Source organism: Marinicauda algicola (assembly GCF_017161425.1).
In the GTDB taxonomy this organism is placed as follows: domain Bacteria; phylum Pseudomonadota; class Alphaproteobacteria; order Caulobacterales; family Maricaulaceae; genus Marinicauda; species Marinicauda algicola.
The window spans coordinates 513401-537645 of sequence record NZ_CP071057.1; the positions used below are offsets into that span (position 1 = coordinate 513401).

Here is a 24245-nt window from a genome sequence, read left to right on the forward strand (position 1 = left end):
GGACGAAAAGCTTACACCCGCGTTAACCCTTTCGCCAATCGCGCCCTATTCGAATTCCACGATGTCCACCAGGGCGAGGTCGTCGAGCGCGGCTTCCAGATACGGCTTGTGCGAGGCCCCGACGATGACCAGGACCCGCGCACCTGGCATGCCGCGCGTGGCTTCCAGGATATGGGCGGCCATGCGCAGATTGCGCGCCTCCCAGGCCACGACGCGGGCGCGGGCCGCCTCGGCATCGCCCGCCGCGCGCAGGAAGGCGCCCCATTCGGCCGCCGCGCGGGCGGGCTGCGCCCCGGGTTCGTTGAACAGCCGGTAGACCTCCAGCACCTCCTCGGGCGAGGTCAGGCGCCGGTAGGCGGCTTGCGTCTCGGCCATGGCGGGATCGGACATCACACCCTGCAGGGCCGGATCGCTTTCGATCGCCGCCTGCAGGCGCGGCACGACGGACAGGAAGAGGTCGCCCGCCGTCCAGTCGTCCATCGGCCAGACGCGGTCGTGGCCGAGACGGGCGGCCAGCACCGCGCCGATCGCCGCGCTCTCGTTCCGGCTGGCCGCCAGCCGGTCGAGCGCGGCGGCGAGTTCCTCGCCGACCGGCCCGCCTGCCGTGCGCGCGCCCTCCGGAATTTGCAGCCAGTGCACCAGCGCGGACCAGGGATCGCCGGCCCGGGCGAACAGGGCCGCCGTCTCGCGGTGCCCGGCCGGCGTCATGGCCGTCCCGGCCAGGCCAGCGGCTTCGGATTCCGCCTCGCCCGGGGTCAGGGCCACGGTCTCCCCGGCCAGCCCGGACAGGCGCAGCGCGGTGCCCGCGAACTGCTCGGCGACGCCGGGATAGCGCGCCGCCTCCGCCGCCAGGAAACGGGCGTGCTCGCCGGAGACCGCCTCGATCGCGATATGGGTGGGGGCGAAGGCCTCGAGGCGCTGCAGCACCGGCTCCAGCATGTCCGTGGTGAAGTCGTCCGGCGCGGCGGACAGGTGCGGCGTGCCGAGCACCATGACCTCGGTCGGGGCGGAAACCGCGAGCGGATCGAGGTCGGAGGGGGAGAACCGGTCCTGCGCGGCGGCCGGTGCGGCGAGCAGGAGAAGGGCGAGGGCGCGAAACATCATGGGGGAGCTCTCTCTTTGGCTTGCGTCTTCTCGCGAAAAGATGCCGCCCGGCGCAGATGCGGATGCGCCGTCCTCACTCGCCTGTGGCGAGCCGGGTCAGCGCGTCGTAGACGATGTCCGCGTCGCGCTCGCCGAGCCGCTCGGTGATCTCGCCGTTGAAGGCACGCAGCACCGCGTCGGCACGCTCTCCCGCCTCGCGCCCGGCCTCGGTCAGGGCGACGAGCGCGCCGCGCCGGTCGTTCGGATCGGGCGAACGCGTGACGAGGCCGGCCTTTTCCATGCGCGAGACGAGGCCGGTGACCGCCGGGGCGCCCAGCGCCAGAACCTCGCCGATCGCGCCCATGCGCCGCTCGCCGCGGCGCAGGAGCAGGAACAGCACGGCCGCCTGGCTCGCGCTGACCTGGGCTTCCTGGCGCAGGCGCGCATCGGCATCCCGGTGCAGGCGCCGGGCCGCGATCTCGATGAGGAGGTAAAGCCGCCGGTCGACGGCGCGAACGCGTGCCATGACCACGACGCTGCCGCGATTCCTTCAGGTGTGAAAGATTTCGGGACGTGCCGGCTTACATTTAATGCCAAAATGGAACCAATAATCTTCCATTGCATGGGATTAATTCCATTCCAGGAGATTCCATCTTCTCGCCCGACGCCCAACGCAGCGCAACAGGGAGAAGACACCATGACCCGCAGACATGTCCTCAGAGTGGATGCCAGCGCCCGCAAGACCGGCTCGGTGAGCCGGGAGCTGTCCGGCGTGCTCGCGCAGCGCCTCGCGGGAGAGGCCGGAACGGTGACGGTGCGCGACCTCGCCGCCGCGCCCGTGCCCCAGGTCGACGAAGTCTGGGTGGGGGCGAACTTCACCCCGGCCGAACAGCGCAGCGAGGCGCAGAGGCAGGCGCTCGCCGGCTCGGACGCCCTGGTGGCCGAGCTGCAGGCGGCCGACGACATCGTCATCGGCGTGCCGATCTACAATTTCGCGATTCCCTCGGCCCTGAAGGCCTGGATCGACCAGATCGCCCGCGCCCGCGTGACCTTCCGCTATACCGAGAACGGACCGGAAGGCCTGCTGAAGGGCAAGACGGCCTGGCTGGTCGTGGCCTCCGGCGGTACGGCCCTGGACAGCGAGATCGATTTCGCGACGCCCTATCTCCGCCACGTGCTGGGCTTTGTCGGCATCACCGACGTGCGCGTCATCGACGCGGCGCGCTGGGGCTCCAGGAGCAAGGCCGAGCAGGACGCGGTGCGCGAGCAGGTGGAGACGGCGCGCAGGGCGGCTTAGGGCCGCGGTCCTGGCTTCCCCTGCTCCCCCTTGTTGGGGGAGCTGTCCCGGCTTCGCCCGGCCCCTCCCCATCACAAGGGGAAGGGGGCGGAGCGGAGGCCCTACACCGCGCTCCAGTAGTCGCGCATGCCGAGATGGCGGAACACCTCGCTCCAGTAGGCCTGGATGATCCCGGCCTGCTGGCCTTCCCAGCCTTCGCGGGGAATGAGGTGGATCTCGATCGCGACGCCGCGCAGGCCGTAACCGAATTCGCGTTCCACCTGGGCGGCGACGTCACGCGGATCGGGCAGGCGCCCGGCGAGGTCGTAGCGCGCGGCGCCGTAGACCGAGAACAGGGCCGAGTTCTGCAGCATGTCGGAGACGAGGATGATGTCGCGGCCCGGCGTGGTCGCGTCGAAGGCGTCTTCGCGGGCGATCCGGGCGAGCGCCTCGATGATCGGGCTTGCCGGCGCGTTCCTGGGCTCGACGAGGTCGGCGAGCACGTCCTGCAGCGGATCCTCGAACAGGGCCTGGTAGCGCGCCTCGACCCGGGACGGGTTGCGGTAGAGCGGGTTGATCTGCTCGCCCCGGCCCGGATTGCACAGCGAGAAGGGCGTTTCCTCCAGCTCCCCGCGCGCGTCGAGCTCGTAGAGCGAGAGCCGCTGGCCGATGGCGAGGCGGTCGCGCGCCTGGAGCACGAGCTGGCGGATCGCCTCGGTCTGGGCGGGCGTGTAGAGATCGGTCTTGTCGATGACGAGCACGGTGTGGGCCGGCTTCTCGCCGACGAGGCACAGCGTGTCGGGATCGTACTCGGCCGGCTGCAGCACGAGCGCGGCATAGCTGATCGCCCCGAGCACGCCGGCGACCACGATCAGGTTGAAGATGCCGATGATGTCCTTGCCGCGCATGTGCGTCCTGCCAGTGTCTCGGTGAGCCTAGCCCCGCGCCGTGCCGGACACGGTTCGGGGCGCCGGGATTGTCACCGCGGGGGCGGCGGAGGCGGGGCGGTGTCGTGCCGGCGCTCGGCCGGGCGCGAGCCGGACTCCCCGCCGCGCATGCGCGCCATGTCGGTCTCGTCCTCCTCGCCGACGAGGTTGGCGAAGAAGGTGTCGATGCGCGCCTTGGTCTGGCGGGCATAGGCCAGGGTCTGGGTGCCGCCCGAATCCCCGCTGCCGGCATTCCAGGGCATCTGCTTGAGGACCGTGGCGAGTTCCGCGGCCGAGCGCTCGAGCCGGCGCTGCACCGTGCCGTAGCCGATCACCGGATCGTCGAAGGTCGCGCCCTTGAAGGCGGCGATGGCGGCGAACGTGATGCCGAGCACGAAGAGCAGCAGGGCCTCCAGCGTCTCGAACGGGGCGAAGGTGAGCGCCCGGCTGACCGGGGCGAGGATTTCCCCCGTCACGTCCGCATCGCCGAGCGCCAGCGTCGCGGCATTGAGTTCGAGCAGGTCGCGATAGTGCGCGGCGGAGAAGTTCAGGAAGGCGATCGCGGCGACCGAGAGCGGCAGGCCGACGAGGGCCGCGACGAAGGTGTAGGGCCGCTTCGGGTTGGTCAGGCCGCGGATCGACAGGAAGCCGATCAGGAAGAAGGCGGCGATGACGTTGGTGAAGGCCACGGTGATCGCCTGGATCCAGCCGCCCAGCAGCCCCAGGTCGGAGCCCTTGGAGAAGAAGTAGGCATTGGCCAGCCCCTCGAACAGGACGAGCCCGGCGAGGATGGAGAAGTGCATGATGTGGCTGTCGGGATACTGCGCCGCGCGCCGGATCTTCTTGGCCTGGCGGAACTCGAGATAGGCATCGAAGTCCGACGCGGCCTTGTAGTAGGCCATGGTCAGCCGGTCCTGCATCGAGTGCGCCTTGCGCTCGGTCTTCTCGCTCACCTTGCCCTCGCCGCGCAGCTGATCGAACAGATAGTTCGATTCCGGCCGGTCCGAGGTCTCGATCGCTTGATCACGCATCAGGGAGGCCCCCCTCCGGTTCTTGAAACATTAACGCAGGGTTAACCATGAGGCCAGTCGGAGCCAGCATCAGGGCCGCAATGTGGCGATTTGAAGAATTTTGGTTTCATTCGATCCGATTGCGTCTGGCGCCCGGCGCCTTAGGCTGAACCGGAAAGCCGGCCGACCGGCCGGATCAGGGAGGGATCGAATGAGCGAACACGAGCCGACGAAACCCGGCTCCGGTGCGACCCGCCGGGGTCTTCTCGGCCTGATGGCCGGCGGGGCGGCGGGGATCGCCGTCGCGGGCCGGGCCGGGGCGCAGGAGCGGGTCACGCTGGAAAACCTGCAATGCGCCGAGCCGGTCCTCGGCGTCAGCTACACCCCCGCCGAGCGCGAGATGATGATCGAGGGGCTCGACGCCTGGGTCGCGCGCGCCGAGCGCCTGCGGGCGATGGAGCAGCCGAACGAGCTTTCTCCCGCGCTCGTCTTCGACCCGCGCCTGCCCGGCCGCAGCTATCGTGCGCAGACGGGCGGGGTGAGGAACGCGCCGCGCGAGGCCGGCCCGCGGCCGTCCGACCCCGCCGACATCGCCTTCGCGCCGGTGTGGAAGCAGGCCGCCTGGATGGAATCAGGCGCGCTGACCAGCGCGGAGCTGACCGAGATCTATCTCTCCCGGATCGCGGCCCACGCCGGGACGCTGGAATGCTTCGTCACCGTCACCGCCGATCTCGCGCGCGAGCAGGCCGCCGCGATGGACCGCGAGCGTGCCGCCGGCCGGGTGAGGGGGCCGCTGCACGGCGTCCCGTACGGGCTGAAGGACATCATCGACGTGGCCGGCTACCCTTCCACCTGGGGGGCGAGCGTGTATCGCGACCGGGTGGCCGAGACGACCGCGACCGTCGCCTGGCGCCTGCAGGAGGCCGGCGCGGTCCTGCTGGGCAAGACCACCTCCGGCGCGATCGCCTATGGCGACATCTGGTATGACGGCATCACCCGCAACCCGTTCAACCCCGAAGAGGGCAGTTCCGGCTCCTCGGCCGGCTCGGCCTCGGCGACCGCGGCCGGGCTGGTCTCCTTCGCGATCGGGACCGAGACGCTGGGCTCGATCGTCTCGCCCTCCCACCGCTGCGGGGCGACGGGCCTGCGGCCGAGCTTCGGGCGCGTGCCGCGCACCGGGGCGATGGCGCTGTGCTGGAGCCTCGACAAGATCGGGCCGCTGGTGCGCTCGGTGCCCGATGCCGCCTTCGTTCTCGCCGCGATCAACGGGGCGGACGATGCCGATCCTTCCGCCTTCACCCATGGCTTCGAGGCCGACTTCTCGCGCGATCTCGCCGGCATGCGCGTCGGCTACGACCCGGCCTGGTTCGAACAGGGCGAGGAGCCCGACCGCGCCGCGCTGGAGGCCGCCCGCTCGCTCGGGGTCGAGCTCGTCGAGATCGGGATACCCGAAAAGCCCTACGACACCCTGCTGACCACGCTGGAGGCCGAGGCCGCGGCGGCGTTCGAGGAACTCACCCTGCAGAATCTCGACGACCGGCTGACCTGGCAGGAGCCGCAGGCCTGGCCGAACACCTGGCGCCGGGCGCGCTTTGCGAGCGCGGTCGATCTCGTCAACGTGGACCGCTTCCGCCGCGAGGTGATGGTGCAGATGGACGAGATGTTCGCCGGCCTTGATGCCGTGATCGGGCCGAACTTCTCCGATGCCATGCTGCTGATCACCAACTATACCGGCCAGCCCCAGCTCGCCTTCCGGTCCGGCTTCGTCGAGCGCCCGACGCGCACCATCTTCGGCGCGCCTGCCGACGAGAGCGGGCAGATGTTCACCGTTCCGATGGCCACCAGCCTGTGGGCGCCCCTGTTCGAGGAAGGAAACATCCTCGCCCTCGGCCGCGCCCTCGAGGACCGGCTCGGCGTCGCCGAACGCCGTCCGGCATTGTTCGCGTAGGGAGAACGCGTCATGACCCTGACCTTCTACGACTGCTCCACCGCTCCCAGCCCGCGCCGCGCGCGCATGGTGCTCGCCGAGAAGCGCGTCCCCCACGAGGTCGTGGAGGTCGACCTCAGGAGCGGCGAGCAGTTCTCCGGCGAATACCGCGCCATCAATCCGCGCTGCACCGTGCCGGCGCTGAAGCTCGATGACGGCACGATCCTGACCGACAATGCCTCGATCGCGCGCTGGCTCGAGGAGGTCTATCCCGACCCGCCTTTGATGGGCACGACGCCGGTGGAGAAGGCCTTCGTCGCCGAATGGCTCTGGCGCGTCGAGTTCGAGGGGCTCTCGGCGATCATGGAGGTGCTGCGCAACACCTCCAAGGCGATGAAGGACCGCGCGCTGCCCGGCCCCGATCCCACCCCGCAGATCCCCGAACTGGCCGAGCGCGGCCGCGCGCGCGCGACGCGCTTCTTCGAGGCGATGGACGCACGCCTGGCCGAAACACCCTGGCTCGGCGGGGACACGTTCTCCGTCGCCGACATCGCCGGCTTCGTCTTCGTGGAGTTCGCCGGCTGGGTGAAGCTGCAGCCCGGGGAGGGGCAGACCAACCTCGCCACCTGGCGCGAGGCGATCCGGGCGAGGCCGAGCGGGCAGGTCTAGATGAGGGGGCTCGGACGGCTCCTCGTCCTCCTCCTCGACGCCGCCCTCCTCCTCTTCCTGCTGGCGGCGCCGGGAGCCTTCCAGGTGCCGGCGATGTTGAACTCACCCCACGGCGCGCCTAAACCAGCGCCAGATCTGAGACCGACAAGGGAAGCCTCATGAAACTCGCATCGCTCAAGAACGGAACGCGCGACGGGCGCCTGGTGGTGGTGAGCAAGGACCTCGCCTGGTGCGCGGACGCGGCCCATGTCGCGCCGACCCTGCAGGCCGCGCTCGACGACTGGGAGCGCGCCGAGCCGGCCCTGCGCTCGCTCGCCGACGAGCTGATGCGCGAGGCGATCCCGCGCGAGCGCTTCCACGAGCACGATGCGCTCTCCCCGCTGCCGCGCGCCTTCCAGTGGGCGGACGGCTCGGCCTACGTCAATCACGTCGAACTGGTCAGGAAGGCCCGCGGCGCCGAGATGCCGGAGAGCTTCTGGGAAGACCCGCTGATGTACCAGGGCGGCTCGGACGCCTTCCTGGCGCCCCGCGATCCCATTCCGCTTGCCGACGACAGCTGGGGCTGTGATTTCGAGGGCGAGGTCGCGGTGATCACCGGCGACGGGCCGCAGGGTCTCTCCCCGGAGGAGGCGAAGTCGAAGATCCGCCTTCTCATGCTGGTCAACGACGTCTCGCTGCGCGGCCTGATCCCGGGCGAGCTCGCCAAGGGCTTCGGCTTCTTCCAGTCCAAGCCGCCCAGCGCCTTCTCGCCGGTCGCCGTGACGCCGGACGAGCTTGGCGAGGCCTGGGACGGGCACAAGGTGGCCCTGCCGCTGCGCTCCACGCTCAACGCGAAGCTCTTCGGCGAGCCCGAGTGCCATGTCGACATGACGTTCGACTTCCCGCGTCTGGTCTCCCATGCCGCGAAGACGCGCCCGCTGACGGCCGGCTCGATCATCGGTTCGGGCACGATCTCCAACAAGCAGGATGGCGGACCGGGCCGGCCGGTCAGCGAAGGCGGCAAGGGCTATTCCTGCATCGCCGAGATCCGCATGATCGAGACGATAAAGGAGGGCAAGCCGAAGACGCCCTTCATGACGCCGGGCGACACGATCCGCATCGAGATGCTGGACAAGGACGGCAAGTCCATCTTCGGCGCGATCGAGCAGGAAGTGGTGCGTTACGCGCGCTAAAGCACGAACGGCGCCATCACGAAGGGTAACAGGCACAGCGCCAGGGCCGGCCAGCGCGCCGGTCCCATGGCGCGCCAGGCGCGCATGAGGCCGGAGCCCCAGCCCGGTTCCTCGCGGCCCGCCTTGGCGATCCTGAGGGCATAGATCGCGACGCCCGTGAGCGACAGCGCGCTCAGGCCGGCGCCGAACACGAACCAGAGCGTCTTCGTCCAGTATCCCCCGAACGTCCCGAAATGCAGCGGGTCGGCGGCCTCGGCGATGCGGGTGTGAACGCTCAGCGTTGAGGGATCGACGGTTTCCAGCAGCGCGCCGGTGCGCGCGTCGATCCAGGCCGCGTTGGCGCGCGGGCGCACCAGGATGGCGCGGTCCGTGGTGCCGTGCACCTCGAAGACCGGCTGCCCGCCGGGCAGCCAGCGCACGGTGTCCACGCGGTAGCCGGGGATCTGATCGCGAAGCGCCGCGATGCCGGCGTCGAGCGCATCGCCGGGCCGGTCGAAGACCTGCGGGGCCTCCCCGGCGATCTCGGTGCGCGGCGCGTTCGCCGCCGGGGCCGCGCCGCCCCACTGCTCGACGAAATACCACAGCCCCGTGACGATCATCAGCACGATGAACCAGATCGACCACACGCCCATGACGCGGTGCACGTCGCCGGTCAGCGCGCGCGCGGTGCGCCCCTCGGGCCAGCGCAGGAAGCCGCGCCACCATTTCTTGTAGACCCAGAAAGAGGTGACCAGCGAGACCAGGAGGAAGACCGCCGAGATCGAGACGATCGACACGCCCCATTTCACCGGGATCATGAGATGGCGGTGGGTGTTGCGCAGGAAGCGCTGGAAGCCCGCCCACGGCCCGGTTCCGGTCACCTGGCCGGTGCGCGGATGGACATAGACGTGCTTCGTCGCGCCCTCGTGGCTGACGATGACGTCGAAGGTGGAGGCCGGATGGAGCGGGGCGTAGAGATTGAGGATCTCCGCGCCCGGCAGATGATCCTCGACCGCCGCGCCGACGCGGCCCCAGCTCACCCGCTCCTCCGCCGGCGTCGGCGCAGCCCACATCGCCGGGCGCGCCAGCCAGTCCATCTCGTAGGAGAGGACGGCCAGCGTGCCGGTGACGAAGACGAAGCTCAGGAAGAGCGAGATCTGCAATCCGGCCCACTGGTGGACCTGCCACCAGAGCGAACGCGTCTTCTTCTTCGCCTTCGCCCTGGCCGCAGGACGGGTCTGCGGGCCGGATCGGATCGCGTCTACCACGTGCGCGTCAGCTCCAGGAAGATCGAGCGCGGCTCGCCCGGGAAGTGCCCGGTGCGGCTGATGAAGCCGGAGACCGCGTATGTCTCGTCGAACACGTTGTCGATGCGCACGAGCGCGCGCCAGTCCTCGACCTCGTAGATCAGCGAGGCGTCGAAGACCACGTAGGGCCGCACCTTCTGGCCGCTCAGCGACTGGCGCACGTCGACATAGTCCCCGCCGAACGCGACCGCGGTATTGAACTGCGGGAACTGGTAGCGGGTCCAGAAGCCGAACGTGTGTTCCGGCGCGTTGGCGAACCTGTCGCCGACACGGTTGGAAATCCCGCCCGTGCCCGCATCGCCGGTGATGACGGTGTCGTTGTAGGCATAGGACGCGGTGCCCACCCAGTTCGGCGTGATGTCGGCGGTGATGTCGGCCTCGAAGCCTTCGCTCGTGACCTCGCCGAAGGAGACGAAGTCGTTCACCCCGTCATTGCCCACATCGCCGCGCGGGTCGGCCTGCAGCACGTTGGAGCGGATGATCTGGTAGATCGAGGCGGAGGACTGGATGCGCCCGTTCATCAGCGCGGTGCGCACGCCGGCCTCCCAGATCTCGCCCGCGCTCGGATCGAACGGCCCGCCCGCGAGCGGGTCCTGCGCGCCGATGTCCTGCGGCTCGAAACTCTCGGCCCAGTTCACGAACAGCGACACGTCCTCGCGCGCCCGGTAGACCACGCCGGCCCGCCAGGTGGTCGCCTCGTCCTCGAAGCTGTCGCCGGAAACCAGGTCGGTGTCCTCGAAGCGGTCCTGGCGCACGCCGAGAACGCCGATGAAATCCCCGATCGTTGCCTCGTTCAGGAGGTAGAGGCCGTGGCGCTCCTGCTCGCTGGCGAAGGTGCGGTACTGGTCGCGCGGGGGCAGGGCGTAGTTCGCCACGTCGGTCACGCCGTATTGCGGATCGAACAGGCTCAGGGGCGTCGGCAGGCCCGGCGTCGGCGTGGTGCGCCCGCGCAGGGAGAAGCCGGTGAAGTCGCTCTCGATGGTGAACCAGTCGAGGCCGGCGAGCACCCGGTTCTCCACCGGGCCGAAATCCCTCGACCAGATGGCGTTCGCGCCGAAGGACCAGCTCTCCCCGGTGCGCAGCTGGTCGCGGAATTCGCGGATCGAGCTGTCGACCGCTCCGTCGCCGTCGGAGTCGAACAGGCCGCGCGGCTCGTGATAGTTCTGGACTTCCTCGCCCTCGTTCCAGCGCAGGCCCCCATCGACGACGAGGCCGGAGGTGAGCTCGTAATCGCCGGTCAGCTGGATGACGCTGGATTCAAGGCGCAGGAAATCGCTCGCCTCGTTGTGGTTCCAGCGCCGGTCGGCGATGAAGCGGCCGAAATCGTCCACCGGCACGCCGCGCAGGCGGTTGGCGCCGAGATCCTGCTCGTAGCGCGTCGCCTGCAGGACGAGATCGCCCTTGCCGAGATCGAAGGCGATGCCGCCATCATAGATCTCGCTGGTGTTCGTGGCGTTGTTGCGCGGCAGGTTGCGGTCCTCGAAGAACACCCCGGCGCGCGCGGAGACGCGCTCGATGAGGGGGCGTTCGGTCTCGAAGGACGCGCCGTAGCGCGCCTCGGTGCCCGCCACCGCGCTCGCGATCGTGTACTCCTCGTCGTCGCCGGGCTTCTTGGTGACGTAGTTGAACAGCCCGCCCGGCGCGCCGGGACCGTAGAGCATGCCGGTCGGGCCCTTCAGGAACTCGACGCGGTCGACATTGAACAGCTGCGGCACGGAGAAGCCGGCATAGGGATCGCCGCGCAGCCCGTCGAAGAAGATCTCCTCCTGGCGGAAGCCGCGCGCCGTCACCCCGGCGTAGGAGAAGAAGCTCACCCCGGAGAAGTTGCGGTAGAGGTCCTGCGCGTCGCGCGCGCCCTGGTCCTCGATCAGCTGCTCGTTGATGACCTGGATGGTCTGTGTGGACAGCAGCGGGATCACCGGCAGCTTCGAGCCGCCGATCTCCTCGACGCGGTAGAGCTGACGCGCCCGGCCGGTGACGATGACCACGTCCTCGGGCGTGTCGGTGGCATCGACGGCCTGCCCGGCCTCCTGGCCGGTCTGGGCGACGGCCGGCGCGGCGGGAAGGGCGAAGGCGAGAACCGCGAGGGCGGTACCGGTCAGGAACGGCTTCATGTCTTTGGACCCCACAAGGCTTGCGACTGAGAATGGCTTGCAAGAACCAAAAATGCGAATGGATGTCAATTGCAGAACGGAGCTCATCCGCCTTTGCCGCAGCCGGGGCGGCAGCCCGCTCCCTTGACGCCCATTGACAACGCACCGCGCCGCGATCAAATGCGCGCCCGATGCGCCGGCCATTTCGCCCGTGCGCAGCGTCCCCGTCCGCCGCGTGGCGAAAGCCAATGAGCGGGCCCTTCGAAAGATCAGACGATGGGTGGAAAGCCCTTCACCTGCCCCGATCCGGTGGCGGACCGGCGTGCGTCCTTCGCCGAGGCCCTGGCCGAAGCCGGCGATCTCGCCGGCGCGATCGAGGTGCTGTCCGGCGCGATGGAGCGCGTGCCCGGCTGGGCGGCGGGCTGGTACCGGCTCGGCGAGTATCGCGAGCGGGCCGGAGAGGCGGGCGCGGCGGCGGACGACTTCGCCCGGGCGGTCGAGGCCGACCCGTCAGATGCGCTGGGCGCCGGGCTGAAGCGCGACCTTGCCCGCGGCATGCCGCTCGCCGAATCCATGCCGCCCGCCTTCGTCGAACTCCTGTTCGACCAGTACGCGCCGCGGTTCGAGCGCTCGCTCGTGGACAAGCTCGCCTATCGCGGCCCGGCCCTGATCCTGGAACGCCTGCAGGCGGGCGGCTTCACCCGCGCGCAGCGCGCGCTCGATCTCGGCTGCGGCACCGGGCTGATGGGCGAGGTGCTGCGCCCGCTCTGCACCCGGCTGGAGGGTCTCGACCTCTCCGGCGAGATGCTGCGCCAGGCCCGCGCCAAGGGGATCTACGACCGGCTGGAGAAGGCCGACATCGCCTCGCTGGACCTCGGTGCGGAGCGTTACGACCTCATCGTCGCCGCCGACGTGTTCGCCTATCTCGGCGCGCTCGAACGCGTCATCGCCTGGTGCGCGGGATCGCTTGGCGAAGGCGGACTTCTCGCCTTCACCGTGGAAGACGGCGAGGGGCCCGTCACCCTGCAGGAAAGCCGCCGTTTCGCCCACTCGCGCGCCTATCTCGCAGACCTCCTCGCCGCGGCGGGATTTGCGCAGGTCGAGATCGCCGACTGCGTCGTGCGCCAGGACCGCGGCGCCGACATCGCCTCGCTGTGCGTGGTGGCAAGTGCCCCGGCGCTGCGCCACGACCGCGAAGGCGACGGCGAGGCGATGGCGGCGGTGTAGGGGGAGATTCCCCCGGCAAGACCAGTCTCGTTCCTGTGCGAGATCCCGGCGCGGCGCGCTGGCGCGCTTGGCCGGGACGACTCATGTTGTGGGGAACAGGCCGAGCCGCGCTAACGCGCACGATCGACGAAGACTTGTCCGCTCCACCCGCAACCCGGCTAGACTCTCGGGCCTCTCTGCCCGGAGTCCGCCCTTGGCGCACGTCCTCTTCATCATCTTCTTGATGTTCGCGGCAGGGCGGCGCAGCGGGAGGACGGCAGTCGTCGTAGTAGGAGTCGATTCCGGCCCGGACTCTCGGAGCCGACTCTCACACCTCTCGCGAGTAGCGACCGGCGACGAAGTCGCACACCTCGGGGTGTTCGCAGGCGTCGACTCCGTCGAGATCGCCGCGCCACCTGATCTTGCCGTCCTTCAGGTAGGCGACCTCGTCGGCAATGGTGCGCATCGAGGCCATGTCGTGGGTGATGGAGACCGCGGTGGCGCCCAGCGTCTTCACCTGCTTGACGATCAGCTGGTTGATGAGGTCGGCGGTGACGGGGTCGAGGCCGGTCGTGGGCTCGTCGAAGAACAGGATGGCGGGCTTGGCCACGACCGCGCGAGCCAGCGCGACGCGGCGCTGCATGCCGCCGGAGAGTTCCGCCGGGCGCTTGGCCGCGACGTCGGCGTCCAGATCGACCTGCTCGAGCGCCTCGATCGCGCGCGCGCGCGCCTCGTCCTTGTCCATGCGTTCGGCATGCAGCAGGCGGAAGGCGACGTTTTCCCAGACGGGCAGGGAATCGAACAGGGCGCCGGACTGGAACAGCATGCCGATCTGGGCGACGCCGGGATCGTCCTCCTTGCCGTAGGCGACCTTGCGGCCGTCAATCTCGACACAGCCCCCGTCGGGCCTCAGCAGTCCCAGGGCGAGCTTGATCGTCACCGACTTGCCCGAGCCCGAGCCGCCGATGACCACCAGGGAGCGGCCCTGGTAGGCGACGAGGTCGAGCCCGTCGAGCACCAGGTTGTCACCGAAGCGCTTGGTGACCTTCTTCCAGGCGATCTTGACGTCGTCCTTGGCCATGACCCCTCACACGAACCAGGAGGTGAGCAGGAAGTTCGCCGCGAAGATCACCACCGCCGCGCTGACCACCGCATTCGTCGTCGCCCGGCCGACCCCTTGCGCCCCGCCGGCGGCGAAATAGCCGTGGAAACACCCCATGACGGTCAGCAGGAAGCCGAACACGGCAGCCTTGATGAGGCCGGAGACCACGTCCCAGCGCTGCAGCATGTCCACCGTGTTCTGGACATAGATCGAGCCGTCGAAGCCCAGCGTCGTCGTCGACACCAGGAAGCCGCCGAGCACGCCGATGACGTCGGCGACCGCGACGAGCAGGGGCAGCACGATCACCCCGGCGAGCACGCGCGGGGCGATGAGATAGCGCATCGGGTCGGTGGACAGGGTATGCAGCGCGTCGATCTGCTCGGTGGCGCGCATGGCGCCGATCTCAGCCGCGATGCCCGCCGAGACGCGGCCCGCGAGCATCAGCGCGGCGATGACGGGGCCGAGCTCGCGCACGATGCCGAGCGCGACGATGTTCGGCACGAAGCTCTCCGCGTTGAAGCGGGTGCCGCCGGTATAGATGTTGAGCGCGAGCGCCCCGCCGGTGAACAGGGCGGTCAGTCCCACCACGGGCAGGGAGAGGAAGCCGATCTTCCAGATCTGGGAGAGGAGCTGGCCGACGAAGAAGGGCGGGCGCAGCATCGCCCACACCGCCTGCAGGGCGAACAGGGTGATCGCGCCCGCGCTCCTCAGGAGCGAGAGCGTTCCCTGGCCCACGGCGCGAAAGGGGTTCGGCATGCTCATGACGCGCTTACGTAAACGCGCTCCAGACGGCTGCCAAGACGGACGAGGAGTTCATAGCCGATCGTGCCCGCCGTGCGCGCGCTTTGCGCCAGGTCGTGACCGAGAAACCGCACCCGGTCGCCGGGGCGCAGCGGCGTCTGCAGGTCGGTCACGTCGATCGCGGCGAGATCCATCGAGACCCGGCCGAGCAGGGGGGCCGTCTCGTCCCCGATGCGGGCGGAGCCGCCATTGCCGACTGCGCGCATCAGCCCGTCGGCATAGCCCAGCGCCACGGTCGCGGTCCTGCGCGGCGTCCTCGCCGTATAGGTCGCGCCGTATCCGATCGTCTCGCCCGGGGCCATCGTGCGCAGCTGCAGCACCGGGGCCTCGATCGAGGCGACCGGCTCGAAGGGGCCGCCGTCCGTGCCGGCCGGATGCAGCCCGTAAAGCCCGATGCCGGGACGCACGAGATCGAAGTGGTAATCGCGCCCGAGCAGCACGCCGCCGGTATTGGCAAGGCTCAGCCTGCGGCCGGAGAGTGCCGCGGCGATGGCCCGGAAGCGCGCCAGCTGGTCGGAGTTCTTCTGCGAGCGTGCGTCTTCGGAGGAGGCCAGATGGCTCAGCGCCAGGGTGATGTCGAGCCGGTCGAGGCGGGCGGGATCGGCGAGCAGGGCCTCGGTCTCCTCGCGCGACAGGCCGAGCCGGTTCATGCCGGTGTCGAAATGCAGGGCGAGAGGTCCGCCGCCTTCCGCCTCGAAGGCGTCGAGCTGGTCCAGCGTGTTGATGACGGGGACGAGGCCCTCGCGCTTCAGCAGCCCGGCCTCGCCCGGCCAGAAGCCATGGAAGACGAAGATTTCCGCCTCGGTGCTGCCGAGCGCGCGGCGCAGCTCGCGGCCTTCGAGGGCGGTGGCGACGAAGAAGGAGCGGCAGCCCTCGCGCGCGAGCCGCCGTGCGACCGGACCGGCGCCGAGCCCGTAGGCGTCGGCCTTGACCACCGCGCCGATCGCGGCGGGGCCGGCCATGTCCTTCAGGGCGGCGTAATTGCGCGCCAGCGCATCCAGGTCGACGACCAGGCGCGGGACGGGAGACGCCAGGGAGGAGGGATCAGTCGTAATTTTCGTACCGGCCGGTGTCTTCGAGGTCGGAGAACTTGGTGCGCTCGGGATCGAAGGCCACCTTGACCGAACCGATCGGGCCGTGGCGCTGCTTGCCGATGATCACCTCCGCCTTGTTGCGGATCTCGCGCATCTCGTCTTCCCACTTCAGGTGCTCCTCGGTGCCCTCCTTGGGCTCGAGGCGTTCGAGATAATAGGCCTCCCGGTAAACGAAGAGAACCGCGTCGGCATCCTGCTCGATGGAGCCGGATTCGCGCAGGTCCGACAGCTGCGGCTTCTTGTCGTCGCGCTGCTCGACCTGGCGCGAGAGCTGGGACAGCGCGATGACCGGCACGTCGAGTTCCTTGGCGAGCGCCTTCAGCGCCTGGGTGATCTCGGATACCTCCTGCACCCGGCTGTCCGAACGCGAACTCGAGGTGGTGATGAGCTGGAGATAGTCGATCACGATGAGATCGAGGCCGTGCATGCGCTTGAGGCGGCGCGCGCGCGCGGCGAGGGCGCCGATCGAGATGCCGCCGGTATCGTCGATGAAGAGCGGGCAGTCCTGGATCTGCTCGACCGCGTCACGGATATCCTCGTACTGGGCCGCGTCGATCCGGCCCTGGCGGATGTGATAGCCGGATATGCCGGTGTAATCGGCGATCAGGCGGGTCGCGAGCTGTTCGGCGCTCATTTCCAGCGAGAAGAAGCCGACCACGCCGCCGTCCACGGTCTTGCGGGTGCCGTCGGGCTGTTCCTCGGCCTTGTAATTGCGCGCGACCGAGAAGGCGATGTTGGTCGCGAGCGCCGTCTTGCCCATGGAGGGCCGCCCGGCGAGGATGAGCAGGTCGGAGGGATGGAGTCCGCCGAGCTTGGCGTCGAGGGTTCTCAGGCCGGTGGAGATTCCCGAAAGCCCGCCGCCGCGCTTGTAGGCGGCCTCGGCCATGGCGACCGAATCCCCGAGCGCCTGGGCAAACGGCATGAAGCCCTTGCTCGCGGCCCCGCTCTCGGCGAGGCGGAAGAGCGAACGCTCGGCGGTCTCGATGAGGTTCTTGGCCTCCTGCTCGACCCCGGCATCCATCGCCGTCTTGGTGATCTCCGAACCGATCGTGATCAGCGCGCGCCTGAGGGCGAGGTCGTAGACCAGGCGGGCGTATTCCGGCGCCGAGGCCGGGTCGGGCGCCTCGCGCATCAGGTCGGCGAGATAGACCGCCCCGCCGATCTCCTTCAGGCCCTCGTCGCGCTCGAAGCGGTTCTTCAGCACCACCGCGTCGGCGAGCTGGCCGTTCGAGATCAGCCTGCTCGCCGCCTCGTAGATGCGGCCGTGGACCGGATCGTAGAAATGCTCCGCGCGCAGCCAGTCGGCCACGCGGTGGTAGATGTCGTTGTCGTAGAGCAGGGCGCCCAGGAAGGCCTGCTCCGCCTCGATATTGTGCGGCGGCGCGTGGCTGTCCTCGCGTCCGGTCTCGGCATCGTGGGTGAGGGTTTCGGCAGTCATCCGGTCTTCATAGCCGTGCCGGCCGCGCCTCGCCACCGCGGCGGACGGCCTTCCACAGAAACATCACGGCTGTGGAAAACTTCAAGGCAGACTGAACCGATTCCGCGATCCGCTGCACTCTCTTTCCAGGAATCCCGTCCGCTACCCCGAGGAGGGGCGATGCGTGATCTCGATCGCATGATCCGCGACGCGCTCGACGCCCAAAGGAAAACGGGCGGCCGGAAACCCGGCCGCCCGCTTGTCTGTCGGCAGCGGAGAAAAGGCTTACGCCTTCTCCTCGCCTTCGCCTTCGGCCGTCTCGCCTTCGGCTTCGGACTCCTCGTCGGAGGTGAATTCCTCCGGCTCGGCGCCTTCCTCGAAGAGCTGGGCGGCCTGGGCTTCGGCGAGCGCGCGGTCCTCCTCGGCGGCGGACGCGATGACGTCCTCGCCGCGGGCCTGGCGCTCGGCTTCTTCCGGGGTGCGTGCGACGTTGATCTTCACCGTGACGTCGACGTCGGGGTGCAGGACGAGGCGAACCTCGTGCACGCCCAGCGTCTTGATCGCGGTGTTGAGGTCGACCATGCCGCGCGTGACCGTGAACTCCTCGGTGGAGGCCGCCTCGGCGATGTCGCGGGTGGACACCGAACCGTAGAGCTGGCCGCTCTCGGAAGCCTGACGGATCAGGGTGAAGGACGCACCGTCCAGATGAGCGCCTTCCTCGCGGGCCTTGGCGGCGCGCTCTTCGTTGCGCTTTTCCAGCAGCTCGCGCTCGCGCTCGAAGCGGGCCATGTTGGCCGGCGTCGCGCGCAGGGCCTTCTGCTGGGGCAGGAGGAAGTTGCGGGCATAGCCCGGACGCACGTCCACCACGTCGCCGATGGCGCCGAGCTTGTCGACACGTTCGATGAGAACGACTTGCATGTGTCTGGCTCCTTACTCGACGGCGTAGGGCAGCAGGCCCAGGAAGCGGGCGCGCTTGATCGCGCGGGCGAGTTCACGCTGCTTCTTCTGGGACACCGCGGTGATACGCGAGGGCACGATCTTGCCGCGCTCGGACATGTAGCGCTGCAGCAGCTTGATGTCCTTGTAGTCGATCTTCGGCGCATCTTCGCCGGAGAACGGGCAGACCTTGCGGCGGCGCGTGAAGGCGCGGCGGGCGGGGACGTTGGAAATCGACATGTCAGCCATGGTTCTGGTCTCCCTTACGTGCGCGGCTTGCGCTTGCGGTCGTCACCCTTTTTCAGGATGGCGCTGGGCTCGTCGGAGAGCTCGTCGACCTTGACCGTCATGTGACGCATGACGTCGTCGGCATAGCGCTGGCGGTAGTCGAGGGCCTCGAGGACCTCGTTGCCGGCTTCCATGTCGATATAGCCGTAATGGCCCTTGCGGTTCTTGTTGATGCGGTAGGCGAGGGTGCGCAGACCCCAGTACTCGGTCTTGCCGACCTTGCCGCCCTTTTCCTCGACGAGGGTTTTGATGTCCTCGATGAGGCTTTCGGCCTGCGCCGGAGAAATGTCCGGGCGGGCCACGAACACGTGTTCGTAGTAAGCCATTGATATGACCCTTCTGTTCTCTGGCCTGCGGCGCATCGGGTCCGAAGGGCCGGACCGTCCGCGATGGCTCCGTCAGCCGCCCTGGCGCACCACGCGACAGGGCTCGTGACCGACGGACCGCAAACCGGTGAAGGCGCGGGATATAAGGGAAGAAGGAAAACCAGGCAAGGGAGGTTGGGCATCGGACTTGCCAGCGCGCCCCGCCGCGGTCTATCGACGCGCTCCAGGTTTCGAGGACAGCTGAGGAGGACGCCGCCCATGGTGCTCGCGTTTACCTTTCCGGGACAGGGCAGTCAGGCCGTCGGGATGGGCAGGGAGCTCGCCGACGCGTTCGCGTCGGCCCGCGCGGTGTTCGAGGCGGTCGACGACGCGCTCGGCCAGAAACTCTCCGCGATCATGTGGGAGGGCCCCTCGGAGACCCTCACCCTGACCGAGAATGCCCAGCCGGCCCTGATGGCCAACTCGCTCGCCGTGATGGCGGCGCTGGAGGCCGAGTTCGGGATTTCCGTCATCGCGGCGAAATACGTGGCCGGCCACTCGCTGGGCGAGTACTCGGCGCTGGCCGCGGCCGGCGCGCTCTCGCTCGACGATGCGGCCCGGCTCCTGAAGCTGCGCGGCCAGGCGATGCAGCAGGCGGTCCCCGTCGGCAGGGGTGCGATGGCCGCGCTCCTCGGCGCCGACGAGGACCTCGCCGAGCGCGCGGTCAAGGCCGGCGCCGAGCACGGCGTGGTGGGCATCGCCAACGACAATGCGCCCGGCCAGATCGTGATCTCCGGGGAGAAGCCCGCGGTGGAGGCCGCGATGGCGGCCGCCCAGGCGGAGGGGCTGAAGAAGGCGATGATGCTCCCCGTCTCCGCGCCCTTCCATTGCGCCCTGATGCAGCCGGCCGCCGAGGCCATGGCCGAGGCCCTGCGCCGCACCGAGATCCGCCAGCCGAAAGTGCCGGTCGTCACCAACGTTTCGGCCGAGGCGATCGAGGATCCCAATCTCATCCAGGCCCAGCTCGTGGAACAGGTGACCGGCCGCGTGCGCTGGCGGGAGAGCGTTCTGTGGATGGCCGATGGCGGCATCGACCGCTTCGTGGAGTGCGGCGCGGGCAAGGTGCTCACCACCATGCTCAAGCGCACGATCAAGGACGCGAGCGGGACTGCGCTCAACACGCCGGAGGACCTCGAGGCCTTCGCGAAAGAGATCAAGGGATAGGCTTACATGTTCGATCTGTCTGGAAAGAAGGCGCTGGTCACCGGCGCGACCGGCGGGCTCGGCGGCGAGATCGCCCGGGCCCTGCACGCGCAGGGCGCCCAGGTGGCGATCTCCGGCACGCGCAAGGAAAAGCTCGAGGATCTGGCCGCCGAGCTGGGCGAGCGCGTCGCGGTGACGCCGTGCGACCTCTCCGACTCCGATGCGGTCGATGCGCTCCCGAAGCAGGCTTCCGAGGCGCTCGGCGGGCTCGACATCCTCGTGTCCAATGCCGGCATCACGCGCGACCAGCTGCTGATGCGCATGAAGGACGAGGACTGGCACACCGTGATCAAGGTCAATCTCGAGGCCCATTACCGCCTGTGCAAGGCCTCGATGCGCGGCATGATGAAGGCGCGCTGGGGCCGCATCATCGGGATTACCTCGGTGGTCGGCGTCACCGGCAATCCGGGCCAGGCGAACTACGCCGCCTCCAAGGCCGGCATGATTGGCTTCACCAAGGCGCTCGCCCAGGAGATCGCCTCGCGCGGCGTAACGGCCAATTGCGTCGCGCCCGGCTTCATCGCCTCGCCGATGACCGATGCGCTGACCGACGAGCAGAAGCAGGCGATTCTGCAGAAGATTCCGGCCGGCGAACTCGGCTCGGGCAAGGACATCGCCGCAGCCTGTGTGTATCTCGCCAGCGAAGAGGCCGGTTACGTGACAGGTCAGACATTGCACGTGAATGGCGGCATGGCCATGATCTGACGCCTTGGCCGACTCGGGTGCCGAAGACGCACCACGAGCGGCCGCGCATAGCTTCGGGCTGCTGGCATCGGCGAAAAAGCCGTGTTATCAGCCCGCTACCCCGGGGTTCGGAAAGCGCTTTCGCGGCCCGTCCCCTGATTGTCCCTGGAGCGGCCAAAAGGGTTGCCGCACATATGCTTTTGGAAGGGTTTGCCCATGTCTAACGACGTTCTTTCCCGGGTTAAGAAAATTGTCGTCGAGCATCTCGATGTCGAAGAGGACAAGGTCACCGAGAACGCGTCCTTCATCGACGATCTCGGCGCGGACTCCCTCGACAATGTCGAGCTGGTGATGGCGTTCGAGGAAGAGTTCGACATCGAAATTCCCGACGACGCGGCCGAGCACATCCAGACCGTCGGCGACGCGGTGAAGTTCATCTCCGAGAAGAAAGACTAATCGGATCCGCTCATGTCGAAGCGCCGCGTAGTCGTCACTGGCCTCGGGCTGGTCACGCCGCTCGGGTGCGGGCTTGAAACCGTATGGTCCCGGCTGATCCAGGGTCAGTCGGGCCTGGCCCGCATCGAGCATTTCGAGGTCGAGGACCTGCCCTGCAAGATCGCGGGTATCGTTCCGCGCGTGGACGGCCGCAATGGCGGCGGGCCGGACGTGGAAGGGTCCTTCGATCCCGACGCGGTGCTGCCGGCGCGCGAGCAGAAACGCATCGACGAGTTCATTCTCTATGCGATCGCGGCGGCAGACGAGGCGCTGAAGCATTCGGGATGGGAAGCGAAGGACGAGGCCGCGAAGGAGCGCGCCGGCGTCCTAATCGGATCGGGCATCGGCGGTCTTCAGACCATCTATGAGGCCTCGATCACGCTGCACGAGCGGGGGCCGCGCAAGCTCTCGCCCTTCGTGATCCCGGCCATGCTGATCAACCTCGCCTCCGGCCAGGTTTCGATCCGGCATGGGCTCAAGGGTCCCAACCACGCCGTCGTCACGGCCTGCTCGACCGGCGCTCACGCGATCGGCGACGCGGCCCGGCTCATCGCCTACGGCGATGCCGACATGATGGTCGCAGGCGGTGCGGAAGCCGCGATAACGCGCCTGGGCTATGGCGGTTTCGCCGCGGCCCGCGCGCTCTCGACCGGTTTCAACGACGATCCGAAGGCGGCCTCGCGACCCTACGACAAGGACCGCGACGGTTTCGTCATGGGCGAGGGCGCGGGCGTCGTGATCCTGGAAGACTACGAGTCCGCCAGAGCGCGCGGCGCGACCATCTATGCCGAGGTCGCGGGCTACGGCCTCTCGGGAGACGCCTATCACATCACCGCCCCTGCCGAGGACGGCGATGGCGGCTACCGGTCGATGAAGATGGCGCTCGGCAATGCCGGCCTGTCGGGCAAGGATGTCGACTACGTCAACGCCCACGGCACCTCGACGCCGAAGGGCGACGAGATCGAGCTTCGCGCGGTCGAGCGCCTGTTCGGCGAGGGCGCGCAGGACCTGGTGATGAGTTCGACCAAGTCGGCGATCGGCCACCTGCTAGGTGCGGCCGGCGCGGTGGAGGCGATCTTCTCCATCCTCGCCATGCGCGACGGCGTCTGCCCGCCGACGCTCAATCTCGACAATCCGTCGGTGGAGACCCCGATCAATCTCGCCGCCAAGAAGGCGGTGAAGAAGACGGTCGATATCGCCCTGTCGAACTCGTTCGGCTTCGGCGGCACCAATGCCTCGGTCGTCTTCAGGCGGGCCGACTGATCGCGGCGGGACAGCGATGAGTGCGAAAAGACGCGAACCGGAGACGGAGACGGCCCGCTCCGGAGGCGCGCGACCCGTGCTGTGGCTGGCCGCCGGGTTCGCGTTACTGCTCGTCGCGGCCGCCGGCGTGGTTGCCGGCGGGTATTACTGGCTCGAGCGCGAGTTCACCGAGCCCGGTCCGGCCGGGCCCGATGAAACGGTCATGATCGAGCCGGGCTCCGGCCTCATCCGCATCGCGAACACGCTCGAGCGCGAAGGCCTCATCTCCGATGCCTTCGTGTTCCGCGCCATGGTTTCGCTCGAGGGGGGCGAGGGCGATCTGCGCGCGGGCGAGTACGCGATTCCCGAGGCCGCCTCGATGGAGACGATCTACCGGATCCTCCTGGAAGGCGAGACGATCCAGTACCCCGTGACCGCCGCCGAGGGGCTGACGAGCGCGATGATCGTGCGCCTGGTCGAGGCTCACCCGATGCTGACCGGGGAGACCGGCCCGGTCCCGCCCGAGGGCTCGCTCCTGCCGGAGACCTACATGGTCCCGCGCGGCACGCCGCGCCGGGACGTGATCGAGCGCATGGCCGATGCGCAGGACCGGCTGCTCGCCGAACTCTGGCCGCAGCGCGATCCCGACCTGCCCTTCGACACGGTGGAGGAGGCGATCATCCTCGCCTCGATCGTGGAGAAGGAGACGGGCGTGGCCGAGGAGCGCCCGCTGGTCGCCTCGGTCTTCGTCAACCGGATGCGCCGCGGCATGCGCCTGCAGAGCGACCCGACGATCATCTACGGCCTGACGCAGGGCGAGCCGCTCGGACGCGGCATCCGACGCTCCGAGCTGGAGAGCCTGGCCGGCGGCTACAACACCTACCAGATCGACGGGCTTCCCCCGACCCCGATCGCCAATCCCGGCGAGGCTTCCATCCGCGCGGTGCTGAACCCGCCGGAGAGCGACTATCTCTATTTCGTCGCCGACGGGACGGGCGGGCATGTCTTCGCCGAGACCCTCGCCCAGCACAATCGCAACGTGGCCGCCTGGCGGCGCATCGAGCGCCAGCGGGGAGGCCGGTGATGGGCCAGCTGTCGGGCATGACCGGCTTCGGCCGGGCCGAACGCTCGGACGACACCGGCACGGCCAGCGTCGAGGCACGTTCGGTCAACGGCAAGGGGCTCGACCTGCGCCTGCGGCTCGCTCCCGGGCTCGACCGGCTGGAGAGCGAGGTCCGCAACCGGGTCAAGGCCCGCTTCTCGCGCGGCTCGGTCAGCCTCAATGTCGTCTTTGCCGAGCCGGAAGGCGCGTCGAGCCTGCACATCGACCGCGAGCGCCTTCTCGCCCTCGCCGAGGCCGGCCGCGATCTCGTCGAGCGCGGGCTTGCCGAGAAGCCGCGCGTCGACGGCCTCCTGGCGCTGAAGGGCGTCATCGTCACCGAGGAGACCGACCCGGACGAAGAGCGGCTCGCCGCGATCGACGCCCTCGTGCTCGCCGCGGTGGACGAGGCGCTCGACGGCCTCGAGGCCGCGCGCCGCGAGGAGGGGGCCTCGCTGAAGGCGCTGCTGCTCGCCCACGTGGAGGAGATCGAGCGTCTGCGCGCGCGTGCCGCCGGTCACGCCGCGACCCAGCCGGGCGCGATCCGCGACCGCATCAAGGCGAAGTTCGACGAACTCCTGCCCCAGGGCCTGGACGAGGACCGGCTGGTCCAGGAAGCCGCCGCGCTCGCCGTGCGCGCCGACGTGCGCGAGGAACTCGACCGGCTCGCCGCCCATGTCGAGAGCGCCAGGAGCCTCATCGGCGAAGGCTCGCCGGTGGGCCGCAAGCTCGATTTCCTGTCCCAGGAATTCAATCGCGAAGCCAATACGCTATGCTCGAAGTCGGCCGATCGCGAGCTGACCGATCTCGGCCTTGCCCTGAAGGCCGCGATCGACCAGGTGCGCGAGCAGGTCCAGAACGTGGAGTGAGC

At 69.0% G+C, this 24245-nt stretch carries 24 protein-coding genes; 11 read left to right on the forward strand and 13 right to left on the reverse strand.

Going from position 1 to position 24245, the window contains the following annotated elements; all coding sequences use genetic code 11:
- Positions 1-45 precede the first annotated feature (45 nt).
- Entirely contained in the window at positions 46-1104 is a 1059-nt protein-coding gene (locus JW792_RS02540; protein WP_135994231.1) for a DUF5694 domain-containing protein, read from the reverse strand.
- A 73-nt stretch (positions 1105-1177) separates the two neighbouring features.
- Complete coding sequence (locus tag JW792_RS02545) at positions 1178-1609, reverse strand: MarR family winged helix-turn-helix transcriptional regulator (RefSeq protein WP_135994230.1); 432 nt, start codon at positions 1607-1609, stop codon at positions 1178-1180.
- A gap of 171 nt (positions 1610-1780) precedes the next feature.
- Between JW792_RS02545 and JW792_RS02550 the strand changes: the two genes are divergently transcribed.
- Positions 1781-2380, forward strand: a complete 600-nt coding sequence (locus JW792_RS02550) for an FMN-dependent NADH-azoreductase (RefSeq protein WP_135994229.1) — start codon at positions 1781-1783, stop codon at positions 2378-2380.
- 101 nt (positions 2381-2481) lie between these two features.
- Here JW792_RS02550 and JW792_RS02555 read toward each other — a convergent pair whose 3' ends face one another.
- Positions 2482-3267: a hypothetical protein gene (locus JW792_RS02555; protein WP_135994228.1), complete on the reverse strand. Its 786-nt coding sequence runs from the start codon at positions 3265-3267 to the stop codon at positions 2482-2484.
- A 71-nt stretch (positions 3268-3338) separates the two neighbouring features.
- A complete protein-coding gene (locus JW792_RS02560) occupies positions 3339-4316 on the reverse strand; it encodes a hypothetical protein (protein WP_135994227.1) in 978 nt (325 codons plus the stop codon).
- Between the two features lie 190 nt (positions 4317-4506).
- Between JW792_RS02560 and JW792_RS02565 the strand changes: the two genes are divergently transcribed.
- From JW792_RS02565 to JW792_RS02575, 3 genes are all read left to right on the forward strand, one after another.
- Positions 4507-6243 carry an amidase gene (locus JW792_RS02565; RefSeq protein WP_135994226.1) on the forward strand — a complete coding sequence of 579 codons (1737 nt, stop codon included), beginning with the start codon at positions 4507-4509 and terminating at the stop codon, positions 6241-6243.
- 12 nt (positions 6244-6255) lie between these two features.
- Positions 6256-6891: a glutathione S-transferase family protein gene (locus JW792_RS02570; protein ID WP_135994225.1), complete on the forward strand. Its 636-nt coding sequence runs from the start codon at positions 6256-6258 to the stop codon at positions 6889-6891.
- Between the two features lie 158 nt (positions 6892-7049).
- Entirely contained in the window at positions 7050-8063 is a 1014-nt protein-coding gene (locus JW792_RS02575; RefSeq protein ID WP_135994224.1) for a fumarylacetoacetate hydrolase family protein, read from the forward strand.
- Here the strand turns inward: JW792_RS02575 and JW792_RS02580 are convergent.
- Both JW792_RS02580 and JW792_RS02585 read right to left on the reverse strand, forming a co-directional pair.
- On the reverse strand, positions 8060-9310 hold the full coding sequence (locus JW792_RS02580; RefSeq protein WP_158291499.1) for a PepSY-associated TM helix domain-containing protein: 1251 nt from the start codon (positions 9308-9310) through the stop codon (positions 8060-8062). The genes JW792_RS02575 and JW792_RS02580 overlap by 4 nt on opposite strands.
- Complete coding sequence (locus JW792_RS02585; protein ID WP_135994222.1) at positions 9304-11463, reverse strand: TonB-dependent siderophore receptor; 2160 nt, start codon at positions 11461-11463, stop codon at positions 9304-9306. Before JW792_RS02585 ends, JW792_RS02580 begins: the two co-directional genes overlap by 7 nt.
- A 255-nt stretch (positions 11464-11718) precedes the next feature.
- On the opposite strand from JW792_RS02585, the gene JW792_RS02590 reads away from it, so the two are divergent.
- Positions 11719-12669 (forward strand): methyltransferase domain-containing protein, encoded by a 951-nt coding sequence (locus JW792_RS02590; protein WP_135994221.1) that lies wholly within the window; start codon positions 11719-11721, stop codon positions 12667-12669.
- Between the two features lie 307 nt (positions 12670-12976).
- Here the strand turns inward: JW792_RS02590 and JW792_RS02595 are convergent, their stop codons facing one another.
- The 7 genes from JW792_RS02595 to rpsF all read right to left on the reverse strand — a co-directional run bounded on the left by JW792_RS02595 (position 12977) and on the right by rpsF (position 18612).
- Positions 12977-13729, reverse strand: coding sequence for an ABC transporter ATP-binding protein (locus tag JW792_RS02595; protein ID WP_135994220.1), 753 nt, complete (start codon positions 13727-13729; stop codon positions 12977-12979).
- Between the two features lie 6 nt (positions 13730-13735).
- Positions 13736-14512 carry an MlaE family ABC transporter permease gene (locus tag JW792_RS02600; RefSeq protein WP_135994219.1) on the reverse strand — a complete coding sequence of 259 codons (777 nt, stop codon included), beginning with the start codon at positions 14510-14512 and terminating at the stop codon, positions 13736-13738.
- Positions 14509-15513: an alanine racemase gene (alr, locus tag JW792_RS02605; protein WP_241095037.1), complete on the reverse strand. Its 1005-nt coding sequence runs from the start codon at positions 15511-15513 to the stop codon at positions 14509-14511. The genes JW792_RS02600 and alr overlap by 4 nt, the downstream gene beginning before the upstream one ends.
- Before the next feature lie 82 nt (positions 15514-15595).
- A complete protein-coding gene (locus JW792_RS02610) occupies positions 15596-17083 on the reverse strand; it encodes a replicative DNA helicase (protein WP_135994217.1) in 1488 nt (495 codons plus the stop codon).
- Positions 17084-17347: 264 nt separating this feature from the next.
- Positions 17348-17980, reverse strand: a complete 633-nt coding sequence (gene rplI, locus JW792_RS02615; RefSeq protein WP_135994216.1) for a 50S ribosomal protein L9 — start codon at positions 17978-17980, stop codon at positions 17348-17350.
- 12 nt (positions 17981-17992) lie between these two features.
- A complete protein-coding gene (gene rpsR, locus JW792_RS02620) occupies positions 17993-18238 on the reverse strand; it encodes a 30S ribosomal protein S18 (RefSeq protein WP_420871262.1) in 246 nt (81 codons plus the stop codon).
- 23 nt (positions 18239-18261) lie between these two features.
- The gene (rpsF, locus tag JW792_RS02625; protein WP_135994214.1) at positions 18262-18612 is read right to left on the reverse strand and encodes a 30S ribosomal protein S6; all 351 of its coding nucleotides are present in this window, start codon (positions 18610-18612) and stop codon (positions 18262-18264) included.
- A 258-nt stretch (positions 18613-18870) separates the two neighbouring features.
- Here rpsF and fabD point away from each other — a divergent pair, with 258 nt between their 5' ends.
- The 6 genes from fabD (at position 18871) to JW792_RS02655 (ending at position 24243) form a co-directional block, all read left to right on the forward strand.
- Positions 18871-19815 (forward strand): ACP S-malonyltransferase, encoded by a 945-nt coding sequence (fabD, locus tag JW792_RS02630; protein WP_135994213.1) that lies wholly within the window; start codon positions 18871-18873, stop codon positions 19813-19815.
- 6 nt (positions 19816-19821) lie between these two features.
- Positions 19822-20559, forward strand: a complete 738-nt coding sequence (gene fabG, locus JW792_RS02635) for a 3-oxoacyl-[acyl-carrier-protein] reductase (protein ID WP_135994212.1) — start codon at positions 19822-19824, stop codon at positions 20557-20559.
- Between the two features lie 195 nt (positions 20560-20754).
- The gene (locus JW792_RS02640; protein WP_135994211.1) at positions 20755-20994 is read left to right on the forward strand and encodes an acyl carrier protein; all 240 of its coding nucleotides are present in this window, start codon (positions 20755-20757) and stop codon (positions 20992-20994) included.
- Between the two features lie 12 nt (positions 20995-21006).
- Positions 21007-22296 (forward strand): beta-ketoacyl-ACP synthase II, encoded by a 1290-nt coding sequence (gene fabF / locus JW792_RS02645; protein ID WP_135994210.1) that lies wholly within the window; start codon positions 21007-21009, stop codon positions 22294-22296.
- 76 nt (positions 22297-22372) lie between these two features.
- Positions 22373-23359: an endolytic transglycosylase MltG gene (gene mltG, locus JW792_RS02650; protein ID WP_241095038.1), complete on the forward strand. Its 987-nt coding sequence runs from the start codon at positions 22373-22375 to the stop codon at positions 23357-23359.
- Positions 23359-24243, forward strand: coding sequence for a YicC/YloC family endoribonuclease (locus JW792_RS02655; protein ID WP_135994208.1), 885 nt, complete (start codon positions 23359-23361; stop codon positions 24241-24243). Before mltG ends, JW792_RS02655 begins: the two co-directional genes overlap by 1 nt.
- Positions 24244-24245: the final 2 nt, after the last annotated feature.